The organism is Pseudomonas sp. BF-R-26 (assembly GCF_019947395.1).
GTDB classification, from domain to species: domain Bacteria; phylum Pseudomonadota; class Gammaproteobacteria; order Pseudomonadales; family Pseudomonadaceae; genus Aquipseudomonas; species Aquipseudomonas farris.
The window spans coordinates 231,786-247,072 of the sequence record NZ_JAGYGK010000002.1 but is presented as its reverse complement, the minus strand read 5'-3'; the positions used below and the strand labels follow the sequence as shown (position 1 = coordinate 247,072).

Below are 15,287 nucleotides of genomic sequence, written 5' to 3'. Positions count from 1 at the left end.
TTATTTCTGTTTAAGTTGCGAAACTTCGTTTTTAAGCACCTGGATCGACTCACCCATTTCCGCGATCGATTCTTTTTGCGTCATGTAGCCGCGCATCAAATTCACCAAGCTGGTGGTGCAGTCGCCCGCCAGGGCATCGACCGCTGCTGCTGCCCAGCCCCCTTCGTGGTACATCGGATAAACCGGGTAGCGCAGGTACAACCCGCCGGCGCCCTCGATTTTCGGCAGCACCGCGTAGATGCCCGAGGCGCGTACAAGCCGAGGCGTTCCGGCGCTATCCAATACCCAGCGCGGGCTCGCCCCTGTATCTGCCGGATCGGGATCTAACACCGTGTCAGAGAACATCTCGGCCGGCGTGAGGTAGTGCCGAGAGTTATCGCTGCGTCCAGTCCAGGCGGTTTGCGCAGTTGCACCATCGCCGACCGCGGCATTTACCGTGGCGATGCCGTAAGGGTTCCAGCCCTCCAGCGGGGTACGCAAAATCAGCTCCAACGGAATCGCATAGCTGTTGCGATAGGTTTGGCCATCCGCCGCAAACGATGCCACCTCGGGGCGGGTGTTGGACGCAACGAACAACGTTGGATCGTTGTAACTACGCAGGCCCTTGGTGCGGCCGCTGGCGTTACGCTCGTGCCCATACCGGCGGTTGTAGTAAGCCGCGTTCAACAGCTCGGCGCTGTCCCACTTGGTCAGCTTGGTCACCACGCCGCTGTCCGTGTACTGCTCGACTAGGTTCGCCCCGGCGCCGTTCAGCCCCGGAACCTTGGCCATCAGTTCATCGAGTAGGTCGATTGTTGGGGATTCGTTGTACGCGCCCCAGGTAGGATCGGCCGATAGCTCACGGTTGATACGCCACCGCTGACGGCGGCTTGTCGCCACCTGCGGCCCCGTAAGGTTTGCGTGCCAACGCTGCAACGGCAGATCGAGCGGGGTGAGGAGTTTTTCCACGGGGTAATCCCCCACACTGCCCACGTCCGCGACCGATATACGGTAGCGCCAGGCCACGTACTGCGGCCGCCCAGTCTTGGAAACTTGCCGTACCGAGCCGGGGATAAATGATCCGTTTTCATTTCGGCCGCTGTAGCCGGTGGCGCCCATCAAAAAGGTCCGCGTCAACAGATCGCGATAACCGTTGATTTCCTCCAGATGGCGGAAGCTTTCAAACGTGTCGTTCACCTCATCTGTCAACAGCTCCGGCCAGATTTCTAGCACCGACAGGTTCCAGCGAAAATGTGGCCGGTAGTCACGAATCTCCGTATCACGCGTAGCAAAGGCCCGAAAGTATTCGCGCATTTCTGCGACCTTCGCGGGAATGCCAACCGCCGCATTCACCGACGCGGGTGCTGCTGGTGGAGCAATGTCCACCATTGCCAGGTAGTTACCCGGCGCAGCGCTGCGCAGGCGGTAGTCGTTATGCCGCGTCCTGACCATATGGCCGTTGATCATGGCCGCGATTTCACCCAGTCCTGGAGTAGCCAGTAGGTTGGGATGGTTGTGTAGGTTGATGGCCGAATAGGCGCCGTCGAACGTTCGGTTGAATGACTCGGTACCGGCAGAACCGTACTGGCGACTGCCCAAAACACCGGACTGGCCAAAGGTCCGGAAAATTTCAGCCAGGTATTCCGACTGGCTCGACTCGGCGACCCAGTCTGTTTCGATGAAATTGGTCAGCGGGTAGTTATGAGTTTTGCCTTCCGCATGTTCGGCCGATAGGTCCTTTTTAATGCTGGCCAATTCGACTTCGACAAACTCTTTCACCCAAGCGCGAGTCGCCTGAATGACAGAGCCGTCGAGCATCAACGTCACGTTGTCGGCATTGCTGGTGGTGAAGATGGTGCGAATGTTGATTTCGCGACCGGCACCGGTGGCAATGAGCGGCTTGAACGACTCAGGGTATTTGCCGATAGCGTACAGAACACCGGTGTCCGTCCAGACGGCAACTTCACGAATCCAGAAGCCACCGACGTTCTGAGGGATGATCGCTTCGACCACCAGCCATGCCGTGTTTGTTTTGTCTTGATACAGGTTGCTGAAGCTGCCTTCCCAGACTTTACGTTTCAAGGCGACTTGCGTATCGACGGGGTTGTAGGAGGCGCCATTCCCGTCACCGACGCTCATCTTCACCAGCTTGATCGGCTTCCCAGTGGCCTTGCACTCGGCTTCATATTGAATGCCGGCCTTGGTCAAAATCGTATAGAACTCTTGCGCTGCCATCACGCCTCCAACGGGTAGATAGTGGTCAATTCACCCGCGTCCACGGCGATGGACTGATAGGCCGGTTCGGCCTGTTGTTCCAGCGCGGTGACGTGCAGGGGGTGGATAGTCGTTTGTTCGCCAGAGTCACCGCCGACCGCCTCCCGGGCGGGATAGGCATGCTGTTCCAGCAACGTGGGTTGAAGCGGATAAAGCGTGGTCATTTCGGTGGTGACCGCGACACTCGTCGCGTCCCGAGCCGTGCAGGTGAGTTCCAATAACGTGACGTGCAGCGGGTAAATCGTAGTGACTTCGCCCTCGACAGCGCAGGCACCGAACCAGAGAGCGGCTGTGGTTTCCAAACCAAAGGCGAGGCGAGTCATGTGCCGACTAACCGGCTTGGCGTCATCAATGAGCCGGGTCAGCTCCTGGTACATTTCTTCGGTGATGCCGGTATCCAGAACCTCGACCTTCAGCGCAAAGGTGCCGGGTTCACGCTCCGGTACGGTCTGCCACCATTCCTCCACCTCGATCAGGTAGCCCAGCGGCTCGACCACACGGCGCAGCGCGCCCAGAGTGCCTTTGCGCGCATGGATGTAGAACGACGCGCGGATGGCCGTGCGCTTGGCTGCCTCGGACCATCGAGGGTCCCAGCGATCGACCGAGAAAGCCCATGCCAGGTAGGGCAGCAGGTGCTGCGGACACAGGTCCGGGTTGTACAGCTGGCGCAAAGGAATCGGCACACGCTGGATGTCTGCCAAGGCTTGGGCGGCCTGGCGTTCAAGTGGGGTGACATTGCGCGGGAGCAGGGTTTGGGCGGTCATCACTCACCCCCCAGGGATAAATCGATGTCCGTGCAAAACGGGGCCTGGTAGGGGGTGGCAACAATGTCTTGCCAGTTTTGCAGCACGACCTTGCGCACGCCTTCAACGTGCAGCGAGGCGTGCACGATGGATTCGGACACTTCAAGCCCAAGGCGACGGCGCTGGTTCACGAACTTCAACAGGCGTGTCTTCGCCGCTGCAAGAGCGAGCTCGCCCTCGGGTCCATTGCTCAGCATGTAGAGCTTGGCTTTCACCTGGTAGTTAATGATGTCGGCGCCCCGAACGGTCAGCCGATCGGCTAACGGGCGGCGATCCTCGTCACTCAGGTGCGTTTTGACCCTGGCCAGCAGCGCAGACGAGGCAGTACCGTCGCCGAGCAGCGATTGCACGATCACCACCACTGCGGCAGGTGCAGGGCTTTCAGCGGTTGCGTCAGCCACTTGGCCATCTGCCGAGCGAGCATGAAAGATGTAGCTGTTGCGGGAGCCTGCGGTGCTCAGACCTTCCCAGGCCATTTGCGCACGCTCGCGCAGGCTGTCGTCACTCTCCATCACCCGGGGGATTGGCGGTATCGCGGATGGCTTGGCTTCCTGAACGACCAGGCGTGCGACGTTGTAATTCGCCGCGATGTTTTCGAGATCGGTGCCTTTGGCCAGGGCCAGCATGTTGGCAACGGACGCCTCATTGACACGCTGACGCCAGACCGTCTCGCGGTAGGCGTTCTCCTGGAGCAGCTTGGTCAGCGGCTCCGACTCCAGCGCAAGGCGTGCAGCGATTTCGGCCTGTTCTTCGACTGGCCAGAGGCTGATCGCGTAGGCCTTGCGCTCGGCAAGGATCTGCTCGAAATCGATCTGTTCGACGATCTGCGGTGCCGGCAGCTGAGCCAGGTCGATGGCGACAAAGGTACTCATACGCTGGCCCCCAGCTGCAGCGGGACGCTAAGACTCAACGGCTCGTTGGTGTCCACACGGCTGCATTCGATGTCCATCACCGTCTGGCCTTGCAACGTGGCACCCTGGAACTGCACGCGGCTGAGGGTAATTCGGGGTTCCCAGCGCATCAGGGCCATGACGGTGGCGGCATAGACGCGCAGGCGAGTGACGTCATTGAACGGATGGTCGACCAGCTCCGGCAGCAAGCTGCCGTACTCCCGGCGCATCACGCGGGTGCCGAGGCGAGTGGTCAGGATGTCGGTGGTCGACTGGACGATATGTTCGACGGTGTCGATCGCGGCGCCGGTTTCTCGGTTCATTCCGGTCTCCCCGTTTTTCCGCTGCCTGGCATCACGTCGCCGTGCGGGTGGTTGACCAGGCTGATGTCGGCTGCCACAACGTCATCCGTCACGATGACTTTTCCAGTGATGGCTTGATTGCCTTCCTGGGTGTAATTGCCGGTCTGCGTGTAGTCACCTTCGTGGGTGATCGGCCCAACGATGTGAATACCGCCGCTGCTGATCAAGTCCGTGGTACCGCCTTCCACCAGCACGGCGCTGAGGTGGTGAGCAACGCTGTCGTACTCGATGACGGTGCCGTCGTGATAGGTGCGGCGATGTAGACCAGGGCGATCGCCATTGGCCGGATTGAGGTCACTGAAGATGCCGGTCAGGGCAATGCCGTTGCCCAGCTGACCGGATGGGCTGAACAGAATGACTTGCTCGTCGACTGTTGGCGGGTCCCATTCTTTATCGGCACCGGCGCGCAAGGCGATCCACGGCAGCCAGGCAGTGGTCAGCGTTCCAGTATTGACGCGCACACGCGGGGGCTTCATCTGGACTTCGGCGATGGTGCCGAAGCGGATGAGATTTTCAATCAGGCGGGCGAGGGTGGCTAGATCATTCATGGCGCCGATGGTGACGCCGCGCGCAGGCGACTACATCTACCGCGCCTTGTAGAATACTGGTCTACAGGATCACATGTTAGATAATCTTATATGCGTGAATAAAAGCAGGCGACGAAATGACCGATGTAAAATTTTGTGTTTTTTGCGGTAATCCACCAGAGTCAAAAAATAAAGAACACGTGTTGCCGCAGTGGTTACTAAAAATGACTGGGGATCCTCGTAGGGTAGTCACAATAGGTTTTAATTATAAAAAACAAAAAGAGATTTCTTTTGATTGGACTTCCTTGGTAACTCCGGCTTGCGAGGCTTGTAATACTGAGTTTTCAGTGTTGGAAGGGCAGGTGCGACCTGTCATAGAAGCATTATTAGAAAAAAAGGCGCTATGTTCTAAAGATTATTTTGTTCTGCTCGATTGGCTGGATAAAGTTCGTGTGGGATTGTGGTTGAATTATCATATGCTGCAAGGCAATCCAACTGGAATTGATCCTTCTTTTTACATAAAGTCTCGGCTGCGTAAAAAAGATAGGTTCTTGGCTGTATATCCAATGGCTCAAGATGAGCAAGGGCTTAATGCAAGAGGAGTCGAGACACTAGCTTTTCATGGGGCGCCTTCAGCTTTTGGTTTACGAATTAACAATATCTTTATTGTGAACTGCTCTAGTGATTTTCTATTCTCTGCACGGTGTGGTTTTCCATTTCCATCTAAAATGGAATTAGTGCTTGACGGAGAAAATGCTGGTCATATGCAATTGGGTGACTTTTCCGCTACAAAAAAAATCAAGTATCCGTTGCTCCGTTTTTCGTTGCATAAACCTTCTGTTTATATTTTTCAACCGATAATGCAGGAGCCGATGAGTTCACCGTTAGAGACAGAGCGGATGTTTTTAGGTGGTGATCCTAAAGAGGATGAGTTTTTAGTCGACAACACTATGGGGGAGGAATATCCAGGAGTAGGGAAACTTTACCGGCAGACGAATGGCCGGGTGATCAGGATTGACGATGAAAATGAGTTGATTGAATTTGACTCAATAACTGGGAGTGAATGCACGACTGCGGGAGTTTTGGTTTCACAAGTGTATGAGTTGCAGAATTATTTGCAAAGTCTTTATCTCCCTTTGGCGCAAAGTATAAAAGTTAGAGCTGATTGGAATGAACGACAAAAAATAATGATCAAGTTGAATAAGATGGTCGTAAGAAGTCTTTTGAAGAAGTCTAAGCCCCATTAAGTTCTGGGTTATATGGTTCTACCAACGATGTGTTTGAGTAGCTCGTCGCGGAGCAATTCGAGATCCGTCTGGGTAAAACCCAATACTTCACGTTGATCATACTTTACGTCTGGTGCACCCCGGTCTGCGCGATCCTTCAGCCCGTATTGGTGCACCCGCGCAATACGGGCAATGCGCCCTGTGAAACCAACGCTGATTGAGTTGCCGTCACCCTGAACCTTGAGAAAGCTAGCGGTGCGCAGCTTTTGGAACATCTGAACCTTCCGCTTCACCCGCCCGTGTTTGCCGCGCAAGTTGCGCTGCTTGCGAGGGGCATACTTGCTACCGTCTGGGTTGCGCTGGATGATAACTCGTTGCTGCTGGCTGCGGCGCAAGGCCTGACCGAGGCTTCTAGCCAGCCTCTTGCGTGATGCGGGTTCCAACTGCCCGAGCAGACCGGCCGCCCAATCTTCCAACGCTTCCAGTCTGTTAGTCATGCGGGACTACCCATTCACTACCTGTGCCCTGGGCACCTGGAATCCATGCGGGGTCTAGAAACGCCGCGACTCGCTGAGGTTCACCAGGATGTCTGATGGTGGTGTTGCCTTCGGAGTCCTTGCCTACAACCACACGTTCGGTCAGCGGTAAGGTCAGGCTGAGGTCGACTTTACTGTTGTCGAGAATGTCGGCTTCGAATTGGATGCCGGCGGCGGACTTGTTCAGGTTCTCCAGCAGCTCGGATTGATGGACGCTCAGCCAGCCGAGCAGGGGCAACATGACATTGTCGGGGTGGCCGGCGAAGTCGGTGAGGATGACTTGCAGGTCGAAGCTGTATTCGAATGAGAGGCTGGCCACAGCAGTACAACGAACTTTGCCATTATCGATAAAGATCAGCAGTCGCTCGGGGTTGTGTTTGAGTTCAGCAACGGTGGCCAACAGATGAGCGCGCAGGCTTTCGGGTTTGTTCATGGATTGGCCTGTTGATGTTGGTAAACCATGTCGACCTGACCCGCGCATTCCGCCCAGGCGGATTCGACGTGGTCCTGGTCGCTGAGTTGATCGCCGTTACGGTGTGGACTGGTCGCCGGCAGAGTGCAGGGCACCACGGCCGGACAACCACTGACGATAAGCGTCGGCGCCGGTGAGGGTGGGGCGCTCGCGCAACCGGCGAGCAGCATCAGGCAAAGGCTGATCAGCCCAATCGCGTAATTCGGCATTTTCACGTTTCAGAGCCTCAATGGTGAGTTCGCGTTTTGCCAGGCCTTGGCGCAATTGATCCTGCTGGCTGCGCAGGGTGGTCTGGGCTTCGCGCTCCTGTTGCAGGGTGATTCGGAGGGTATTGGCGGTGGACAGGTTGCGGCCGGATTCTTCATGGGCGGCGTCCGCATCCTTGGTTGCCAACTCTGTGTTCTTGTCGGCAACGGTGATGCGCTGTTCCTGGCTCCAGATCAGCAACGCCAGGGCACCGAGCAGGGCGGTGCCGTACAGGACTTGGCGCAGGGTGCTCATGCGCGGTACCAGCCCAGCTGGTTCATGGCACCGACGTCCATCTTTTCCAGTGGGCCGCGAATGATGATGACTTTGCACCCTGGCGTCAGAAAGTGAAGAGCCTCGGCCAGTTGCTCCATACCCTCCTGTTCGGTGTTCTCCGGCACCACCAGCAGTTCGCCGTCCTGCACCTTCAACCGTTGTACTGCGTCGAGATCGATCATGCCGCCACCGCCTGGCCACAGTCGCAGCCGGCGTGCCGTTCAAAAGCGCGCTGAAGTTTGATGTCATACAAATTCCGCTGGTAGTCGGGGCCGTTGTAGAGCTTGGCGAACTCAGCCCATTTGCGAGCCTTCAGAGCCTTGTACAGAACTGGGTCGGTTTCGATGAAGCGCACGAAGGCATCGAACTGTTGTGATTCGCTCGCGCTCATGGACGTGACAAAGTCCTGCACGCTGGCATAGCCGAGGCGCTTCCAGTGGAAGCCCATGATCTGAAATGCGCCCCAGGAAGCGGACTCCAGTGCGGCGGTGTCATCGATCAGGCGAGCAGTAGCCAGGCGTTGATGTTCGGCGGTACCGCCGGCATAACCACCGGCTTTCGAGTTGACGATGGCCGGGTTGGTTGCGGCGAGTTGATCAGCGTGATGCTTGAGCTCGGCGGGGTCATCACCCTCCTGTCGAACCTTCGACAGCTGGTGGTACATGATGTGCCGCTCGAAGAGAATCACCGGCTTGCCATTGTCGAGAAAGCCTTTGCCCTTCGATTCAACCTCGTTGACCGCATAGACGCTGGCCAGCGGCACATCGAGACGTTGAGCGGCGTTGACCAGGTCGACATTCTTCAGCAACTGCTGGCAATCATAGCCGGCGAGCATTGTCTGGGTCTTGCTGCCGGCGATGCCATCGGCGACTAGGCCGACTTTCAACTGATAAGCGCGTACGGCGGCCTCGGTGACGTCACCGTAATCACCATCGATGATCAACTTGGCGCCGTGATTGTTCAGATTCTTTTGCAGGACGCGCACCGCTTGCGAACGGTCGCCGTGGCGAAGTGTGGTCATAGTTGCTCTACCTTGCGGGTGAAAAACTTCCTTGCTGCGGCGCGGGTACCTTCGACACCGAGCAAGCCGATGACTCCGCCAAAGAAAGGCGCGGTGGATGCCGGAATACCCAGCAACGACAAGCCGTGGCTGGCGGCGAGTGCCAAAGCGCCGCAAAGCGGCGCCTCGATCGCCATACGCCGCAACGTGCCACCGCCGTACATGATTCGAAGGGCGGCAATGATCAAGGCCAAGATGCCGGCATACAGCGTTGGCCAGTTCTGTTCGAGCCAGGCGGCGAGCCAGGCCCAGGTATCGGGACGGTCAGGCATGCGTTTCATTCCATGGTCCAGAGTGAGTGGTTTCAAGGGCGCGGGGTTGGTGGGTCAGTCCCATAGGTTCACCATTTGCCGTTGAGGGGCGGCCGTTTGGGCTTCGGGCATTTGCACGGCCAGGCCTTGGGGCAATATCGGGCCGTGATCGGCCAGACCAGGGTTGGCCTCAAACACCGCCTCGGTCACCCCCGCCGTGCGACCGTAGTGACGCCAGCACAGCGCATCGACGGTGTCGTTTTGATGGGCGCGGACAATGACGGCCATCAGATCAACTCCACGGTAGTGCGACCGAGGCCGAGGAAGTCACGCACCGCCCAGCGCTGGTCTCGGCGCAACTCGTCGATGCTCGGTGTGAGTTCATCGGCGTTCTGGTTGCCACTGTTGGTACTGTCGTAGGAGCGGTAGCGCTCGCAGATTTCTGCGCCGGTCGCGGCGTAAATGGCTCGCTGGTACAGGTGAATGTATTGCGACACGTCTTTGACTTTGTCGGCCGGGACATCGGTGAGGGTGGTGTATCCGTCGGCCTGCTTGGCCAGGCGCCAGTTGGTGAGCTCCCGGTTGATGCTGATGGCGGCGGCGATGGTCGCGGTTTCCAGTCTGATCGGGGTGACGCTGGCATCGAGACGCAGGGTGCCGCGCACACTGTCCAGGTCGATTGATGGCCAGAATGGATCGGTGTTGATGTGTTCGGTCGGCGCAGTGCCGCCCGCTACGAATCCGCTCATGGAACTGCGCTCTGCAATAGGTCGCCGGTGGTCGGGGCTTCACGTTCAGGAGGAGCGGCCTGGCCGATCCGCGCCGAGCCGGCGGGGTGCGTGGGGACGCTCAGTTAGCTGCCGGGGGCAGCGAGTTTGTTGAGGAGGCGCTCGGCGCGCTCCAGATCCTTTTTGCCACCGCAGGCGTCGTGCAGATCGATGGCTTTCTTTAGCAAATCGATGCCAGCCTGTACCTGTCCGGGTTGCCCTGGCAGCTCTTCGGTAATGCCTTCCAGGGTGGCGCGGCCAGTGGCGAGGAACAGCTTGGCGCGGGCCTGATCGGGCATGTCTTCAGCTTCGGTAAGTTCTGCGGTGCGGTGCAGGATGGCCAGGTCGAACGGCTCGTTGATCTTTTGGGCCTTGAACGCTGCCGTCGCTACTTCTTCCGCGACCAGGCAACCCAAAGTGCGGGCGAAACGGTCGGGCATGACCATTTTGTGTTTCAGCACGTACTCAGCGATGTTCAGGCCACCGGTGAAGTCGCCGGCATCGATGCGCCACACCATCACGGTGGTTAGCACTTCATCCTGCGCACCTTGGCCGGCTTCAAGCACGCCCTGCACATAGGGCACGTAGTCGGGCAGCAACTGACGTTTGAGTTCGGCCTTACCCTGGTTCGACTGGACCTGTTTCAGGCGCAGGCGATCTTGCAGCAACTGGTTCAGCTGATGCTCGTATGCGGTAGCACCGGCCATGGTTTGGGTCGGCTCGGTCGCTGCCGCCTCAATGGCGGCAGTGACGCGCTGGAAGTGACGACGGCAGGGGTTAGTCATGGTCGTCTGCCTTACGCGATTTCGATGTTTTCAGCGAGGGACGCACATTCCAGGTCCTCGATGACGTAAGCGTCGTTGACCGATTCGTAGTTCTCGACGCGGTCGCGTTTGGCGTTGTCGAGGACGGTGCGGCGACGGCTGCCTTCCTGCCAGTAAATCGATAGGTTTTCGAGCTTGGTTACCAGCAAACCGCGGGCCGGGAAGTACGGCACACGCACCGCTGGCAGGTTGCCCAGGCGCTTCTGGCTGGTGACGATATCGGCGGCCAGCATTTCAGTCGGCGCGTTTTCCTTGTTGATGATCGGAAAATACTTGTCGGCCAGCAGCTGACGACCGCAGATCACCACCAGATCCGGGTCTTCCTGGTACCACGGCGCGATAAATTCCTCGACCATGCTGAAGACCAGGGCGTCGAGGTTGGCGAAGTTCTTGCCGGCGCCAATGGTGATCTTGCCGGAACCTTCGATCACTTCATCCATGACCCGTGCGGCGTTTTCGGTACGCATCTTTTGCAGCCAGCCGACGTTGACGTCCTGGCGCAGTGGATTGGTTGCCGGGTTTGAGGTGGCAGCGCGGCTGGTACCGTTCCAGCCGATCAGGATGCGGTCCAGCGCCTGGCGTTTCAGGATCGCGTCACGAATACGTGCCTGGAAGTCGGGGAACTTGGCCCAGGCATCCAGCTTGCTGTAGCGCAGGTGGGTATCAAAGTTGGTCTGCGAGCAGAAGTAGCCGCGATCATCCAGAGTGGTGATGTCAGTCGTTTCGCGATCCTTCTGGGTGGTGTCGGTGGTCCCGGCGTTTGGTCCGCCGATGCCCATGCCGATCTTTTCGCCCATCTGTTCGGTGACGCCGTAGATGTTGATCGAGCTGAGGAACTGACTGGACTCCTGCATGCGGGTTTCGAGTGTCTGAGTGACGCTCGGGGCAGTGGCGAATTTGGTCGTGACGTCAGGCACGCCGTGCAGCTTGGCCAACTGGCCCAGGTAAGCGTTGAACAGGCTACGGGTATCGTTACGCATGGTGATTGTCCTTCGTTATTCGGGGGCTGTGGTGGGGCTGACTGTCAGCAGTCGGTCACGACCTGGTTATCGCCGCCGGATACCGGAGGGCGCGTCTTCTGGCTATGGTCCTGGGTGTTCGAGAGGTTGGTCTTCAGCTCTTTCAGTTCAGTGCTGACCTGGTCGAGCTGAGTCTTCAGTCCCGCTGAAAATTGCTTCTCGGCGGCCAGCTGGTCGGGCAGGTCTTTGACGTGTTCGGCAATGGTCTGGACCGCTTCGCCGATCTGGTAGAACTCGGCGTCATCCTTGGTCTGCTTGCCGGTCAGCAGGCTTTTCACGGTGCTGAGCAATTGGGCGCCGATGCCAGGCTTCTCCTCGAACTCTTCGAACTTCAGTTCGGTCTCGACTGCCTCGGTGAACATCGAGGTTGCGGAGTAGTGGCGATCCTTGAACGGGCTGACGTCCGGCTTCTGCGCCGAGAACGCCAGTACGTCGGTGCCCAGGCTGGCCGGCGAGTCGGTCACGGCCAGGCCGACGATGTAGGCCTCTCCGGTATCCGCGAAACTGTCGTCGATTTCGATCGAGGTGTAGATCTTCTGTTTCGCCTTGTTCATGGCGATCAGTTCAGCGGTGGGCTCGACCTGGGCGAACAACGCGAGCTTCTTCTGACCGTTGATGTCGATCTCTTCGGTCTTCACCGCCAGCACATCGCCATAGGCCTTGAATGGACTGTCCGGCAGCAGACTGCGGAAGTGCTCCAGCCAGATTCGGGCGCCGTAGGTGGACGGATTGAAGTTTTTGGCAGCCTGTTCCAGCCAGGCACGTTTGATGGTTCGCTTATCCGAGGTAGCGCCCTCGACGGCGACGCGGAACCAGTTACTGCGGAATTTCTTCATGCCGGGAATCCTCAATGCGTTGGGCGCCAAGTGCGTTGCAATGAGGGGCATGGTCGTGACGCGCGCGAGTTGCGGCAACGAGGCGGGACTGTAGAGGTGGAGGGTACAAGGGGCGGTGCTATTGAGCCGCAGGCATGGGCGGCAGCATCGCGGCCATGACTACGACCGAACTGCTGCCCATCGATCCCCGCCGCCAATCCAAGTTTCTCTACTGGATGGGTTGGCGCATCTGCGAGATTGCCGAGGCTACGGGCGAAAAGGAAAAAACGCTACACAGCTGGAAGGCCCGCGACGAGTGGGATCGGGCGGACAACGTCGAGCGCATCGGCGGGGCGCTGGAAGCGCGCTTGGTGCAGCTGATTCTCAAGGAAAATAAGAGCGGCGGCGACTTCAAGGAGATTGACCTGCTGCACCGCCAGCTGGAACGGCAGGCGCGCATTCAGCGCTTCCAGGGCGGCGGTACCGAAACCGAACTCAATCCGAACCTGGCCAAGCGCAACGAAGGCCCGAAGAAGAAAAGCCCGAAAAACGATATCAGCGAAGACCAGATCGAGCTGCTGCGCGAGGCGTTTATCGATGGCTGCTTCGACTACCAGAAAGACTGGTACCGGGCCGGCAATCAACGCACCCGCGTCATTCTGAAGAGTCGGCAAATCGGTGCGACTTACTACTTCGCCCGAGAGGCGTTTATCGATGCCCTGGATACCGGGCGCAATCAGATCTTTCTGTCAGCCTCGAAGAACCAGGCTTACTTGTTTCGCGGCTACATCCAAGCCTTTGCCCGCGAGGTGATCGGCGTTGAGCTGACCGGCGATCCCATAGTGTTGCCGAACGGCGCCGAGCTATTTTTCCTCGGCACCAATGCCCGTACCGCTCAGGGCTACCACGGCAATTTCTACTTCGACGAATTCTTCTGGACGTTCAAGTTTGAAGAGCTGAACAAGGTCGCCTCGGGCATGGCGATGCACAAGAAGTGGCGCAAAACCTACTTCTCGACACCATCGAGCATGGCACACGAGGCCTACACCTTCTGGACGGGCGAGCGCTTCAACAAGGGCAAGCCCGCCGCGCAGCACACGAAGGTCGACGTGTCCCACGGCGCACTCCAGCAAGGGCGGTTCTGCGAGGACCGGTTGTGGCGGCAGATCGTCACAATCCTCGACGCGGAGCAGGGCGGTTGTGATCTGTTCGACATCGAAGAGCTACGCCGCGAGTACAGCCCCGAGGCGTTCGCCAACTTGCTGATGTGCGAATTCGTGGACGACGGTGCAAGCATCTTCCCGCTGACCGTATTGCAGCCGTGCATGGTGGACAGCTGGGTCGAATGGGCTGAGGACTACAAGCCGTTCGCCATGCGCCCGTTCGGTGATCGTCAGGTGTGGGTCGGCTATGACCCGGCAGAAACAGGGGACTGTTCCGGCTTGGTGGTGTGCGCGCCGCCATTGGTACCAGGCGGCAAGTTCCGTGTGCTTGAGCGCCACCAATTCCGCGGCATGGACTTCGCTGCCCAAGCCGCCTCGATCAAAGGTGTTTGCGACCGCTACTGGGTGACTTACATCGGAATCGATGTCACCGGTCTGGGTAGTGGCGTGGCCCAGCTGGTCCGCCAGTTCTTCCCAGCGGTCACCACCTTCAGCTATTCGCCTGAAGTCAAAACGCGCCTGGTGCTCAAAGCATATGACGTTATCCACAAGGGACGGCTGGAGTTCGACGCCGGCTGGACCGATATGGCCCAGTCGCTGATGGCCATCCGCAAAACCATTACCGCCGGTGGCCGCCAGTTCACCTACACCGCCGGCCGCAATGACAACACCGGCCACGCCGACCTGGCCTGGGCGCTCTTTCACGCACTGCACAACGAACCGCTTGAGGGGCAGACGGCTGCCAATACTGGGCGGATGGAGATTTTTACATGACCGAACAACTCGCCAGCCAAGCACTGCTGCCCGCGATCAAACCCGCTGCCGGGACTCAGGTCTTCAGCTTTGGCGAGCCGACGCCGGTGTTGGGTGGCAGGGAGGTATTCGACTACCTGGAATGCTGGTTCAACGGACGCTGGTACGAGCCACCGCTTTCCCTCGACGGCCTGGCCCGGTCGGTGGGGGCGAGCGTGCATTTGCACTCGGGATTGATGTTTAAGCGCAATTTATTGAGTAAAACCTTCATACCGCATCCGATGTTTTCCCGTGCCGCGTTTGAGCAGTTCGCGTTGGATTCACTGTGCTTGGGCAATGCTTATCTGGAACGCCGACGCTCGGTGCTGGGTGGGACTCGGCAACTGGTGCCGCCACTGGCGAAGTACATGCGGTCTGGGCCAGATAACCGGTTTTATCAGGTACAAGGCTGGAAAAATGAGCATGCCTTCGAACCAGGCTCTATTTTCCATTTGCGCGAGGCGGATCTGCACCAGGAGATTTATGGGTTGCCGGAATGGATCAGTGCCTTGCAGTCGGCGTTGCTCAATGAGTCAGCCACCTTGTTTCGACGCAAGTACTACGAGAACGGAAGCCATGCCGGCTTCATTTTGTACATGACCGATGCGGCGCAGACCGAAGCCGATATTGATGCGTTGCGCAAGGCGCTCAAAGAGTCAAAAGGCCCCGGGAATTTTCGCAATCTATTTGTGTACTCGCCAACGGGAAAGAAGGACGGCATACAGCTTATTCCCGTCAGCGAGGTCGCCGCAAAGGACGAATTTAACTCGATCAAGAATCAGACGCGGGATGACGTGTTAGCTAGCCTGCGGATACCGCCGCAGTTGATGGGAATTGTTCCGCAAAACGCGGGCGGGTTCGGATCGATAAGGGAAGCGGCACAGATCTATATGGCGAACGAATTGGAACCGATTCAAACGCGCATGATGCAGCTGAATGACTGGCTGGGAGAGGATGTTGTGAAGTTCAAACCTTATGATATTGCCGGCAGCGAGTAAGCCAGGC

Annotated in this window: 18 protein-coding genes and 2 pseudogenes; 3 read left to right on the top strand and 17 right to left on the bottom strand. The window is 58.3% G+C overall.

Going from position 1 to position 15,287, the window contains the following annotated elements; all coding sequences use genetic code 11:
* The 5 genes and pseudogenes from KGB18_RS03290 to KGB18_RS03270 all read right to left on the bottom strand — a co-directional run bounded on the left by KGB18_RS03290 (position 1) and on the right by KGB18_RS03270 (position 4,856).
* On the bottom strand, positions 1-2,214 hold the full coding sequence (locus KGB18_RS03290; RefSeq protein WP_223569384.1) for a phage tail protein: 2,214 nt from the start codon (positions 2,212-2,214) through the stop codon (positions 1-3).
* A gap of 272 nt (positions 2,215-2,486) precedes the next feature.
* Positions 2,487-3,017, bottom strand: a pseudogene (locus KGB18_RS03285) (phage tail protein I); the annotation flags it as partial.
* Positions 3,017-3,928, bottom strand: a complete 912-nt coding sequence (locus KGB18_RS03280; protein WP_223569383.1) for a baseplate assembly protein — start codon at positions 3,926-3,928, stop codon at positions 3,017-3,019. The gene KGB18_RS03280 and the pseudogene KGB18_RS03285, both read right to left, overlap by 1 nt.
* Positions 3,925-4,269 carry a GPW/gp25 family protein gene (locus KGB18_RS03275; protein ID WP_223569382.1) on the bottom strand — a complete coding sequence of 115 codons (345 nt, stop codon included), beginning with the start codon at positions 4,267-4,269 and terminating at the stop codon, positions 3,925-3,927. The genes KGB18_RS03280 and KGB18_RS03275 overlap by 4 nt, the downstream gene beginning before the upstream one ends.
* Positions 4,266-4,856, bottom strand: a complete 591-nt coding sequence (locus KGB18_RS03270; RefSeq protein WP_223569381.1) for a phage baseplate assembly protein V — start codon at positions 4,854-4,856, stop codon at positions 4,266-4,268. The genes KGB18_RS03275 and KGB18_RS03270 overlap by 4 nt, the downstream gene beginning before the upstream one ends.
* A 116-nt stretch (positions 4,857-4,972) precedes the next feature.
* Here KGB18_RS03270 and KGB18_RS03265 point away from each other — a divergent pair, with 116 nt between their 5' ends.
* A complete protein-coding gene (locus KGB18_RS03265) occupies positions 4,973-6,082 on the top strand; it encodes a hypothetical protein (protein WP_223569380.1) in 1,110 nt (369 codons plus the stop codon).
* Positions 6,083-6,090: 8 nt separating this feature from the next.
* Here the strand turns inward: KGB18_RS03265 and KGB18_RS03260 are convergent, their stop codons facing one another.
* The 12 genes and pseudogenes from KGB18_RS03260 to KGB18_RS03205 all read right to left on the bottom strand — a co-directional run bounded on the left by KGB18_RS03260 (position 6,091) and on the right by KGB18_RS03205 (position 12,348).
* Positions 6,091-6,558 carry a phage virion morphogenesis protein gene (locus KGB18_RS03260; RefSeq protein WP_223569379.1) on the bottom strand — a complete coding sequence of 156 codons (468 nt, stop codon included), beginning with the start codon at positions 6,556-6,558 and terminating at the stop codon, positions 6,091-6,093.
* Positions 6,551-7,030: a phage tail protein gene (locus KGB18_RS03255; RefSeq protein ID WP_223569378.1), complete on the bottom strand. Its 480-nt coding sequence runs from the start codon at positions 7,028-7,030 to the stop codon at positions 6,551-6,553. The genes KGB18_RS03260 and KGB18_RS03255 overlap by 8 nt, the downstream gene beginning before the upstream one ends.
* Positions 7,027-7,212, bottom strand: a pseudogene (gene lysC, locus KGB18_RS03250) (Rz1-like lysis system protein LysC); the annotation flags it as partial. The gene KGB18_RS03255 and the pseudogene lysC, both read right to left, overlap by 4 nt.
* The gene (gene lysB / locus KGB18_RS03245; protein ID WP_223569377.1) at positions 7,127-7,570 is read right to left on the bottom strand and encodes an Rz-like lysis system protein LysB; all 444 of its coding nucleotides are present in this window, start codon (positions 7,568-7,570) and stop codon (positions 7,127-7,129) included. The pseudogene lysC and the gene lysB, both read right to left, overlap by 86 nt.
* Positions 7,567-7,773 (bottom strand): hypothetical protein, encoded by a 207-nt coding sequence (locus KGB18_RS03240; protein ID WP_223569376.1) that lies wholly within the window; start codon positions 7,771-7,773, stop codon positions 7,567-7,569. Before KGB18_RS03240 ends, lysB begins: the two co-directional genes overlap by 4 nt.
* A complete protein-coding gene (locus KGB18_RS03235) occupies positions 7,770-8,612 on the bottom strand; it encodes an N-acetylmuramidase domain-containing protein (protein ID WP_223569375.1) in 843 nt (280 codons plus the stop codon). The genes KGB18_RS03240 and KGB18_RS03235 overlap by 4 nt, the downstream gene beginning before the upstream one ends.
* The gene (locus KGB18_RS03230; protein WP_223569374.1) at positions 8,609-8,932 is read right to left on the bottom strand and encodes a phage holin, lambda family; all 324 of its coding nucleotides are present in this window, start codon (positions 8,930-8,932) and stop codon (positions 8,609-8,611) included. Before KGB18_RS03230 ends, KGB18_RS03235 begins: the two co-directional genes overlap by 4 nt.
* A 45-nt stretch (positions 8,933-8,977) precedes the next feature.
* On the bottom strand, positions 8,978-9,190 hold the full coding sequence (locus KGB18_RS03225; protein ID WP_223569373.1) for a tail protein X: 213 nt from the start codon (positions 9,188-9,190) through the stop codon (positions 8,978-8,980).
* Positions 9,190-9,651, bottom strand: a complete 462-nt coding sequence (locus KGB18_RS03220) for a head completion/stabilization protein (RefSeq protein ID WP_223569372.1) — start codon at positions 9,649-9,651, stop codon at positions 9,190-9,192. The genes KGB18_RS03225 and KGB18_RS03220 overlap by 1 nt, the downstream gene beginning before the upstream one ends.
* A 104-nt stretch (positions 9,652-9,755) precedes the next feature.
* The gene (locus tag KGB18_RS03215; RefSeq protein WP_223569371.1) at positions 9,756-10,454 is read right to left on the bottom strand and encodes a terminase endonuclease subunit; all 699 of its coding nucleotides are present in this window, start codon (positions 10,452-10,454) and stop codon (positions 9,756-9,758) included.
* 11 nt (positions 10,455-10,465) lie between these two features.
* Positions 10,466-11,473 carry a phage major capsid protein, P2 family gene (locus KGB18_RS03210; RefSeq protein WP_223569370.1) on the bottom strand — a complete coding sequence of 336 codons (1,008 nt, stop codon included), beginning with the start codon at positions 11,471-11,473 and terminating at the stop codon, positions 10,466-10,468.
* A 44-nt stretch (positions 11,474-11,517) separates the two neighbouring features.
* Positions 11,518-12,348, bottom strand: coding sequence for a GPO family capsid scaffolding protein (locus KGB18_RS03205; protein WP_223569369.1), 831 nt, complete (start codon positions 12,346-12,348; stop codon positions 11,518-11,520).
* Positions 12,349-12,503: 155 nt separating this feature from the next.
* Between KGB18_RS03205 and KGB18_RS03200 the strand changes: the two genes are divergently transcribed.
* Positions 12,504-14,264, top strand: coding sequence for a terminase ATPase subunit family protein (locus KGB18_RS03200; protein ID WP_223569437.1), 1,761 nt, complete (start codon positions 12,504-12,506; stop codon positions 14,262-14,264).
* Positions 14,261-15,280, top strand: a complete 1,020-nt coding sequence (locus tag KGB18_RS03195; protein WP_223569368.1) for a phage portal protein — start codon at positions 14,261-14,263, stop codon at positions 15,278-15,280. The genes KGB18_RS03200 and KGB18_RS03195 overlap by 4 nt, the downstream gene beginning before the upstream one ends.
* Positions 15,281-15,287 lie beyond the last annotated feature (7 nt).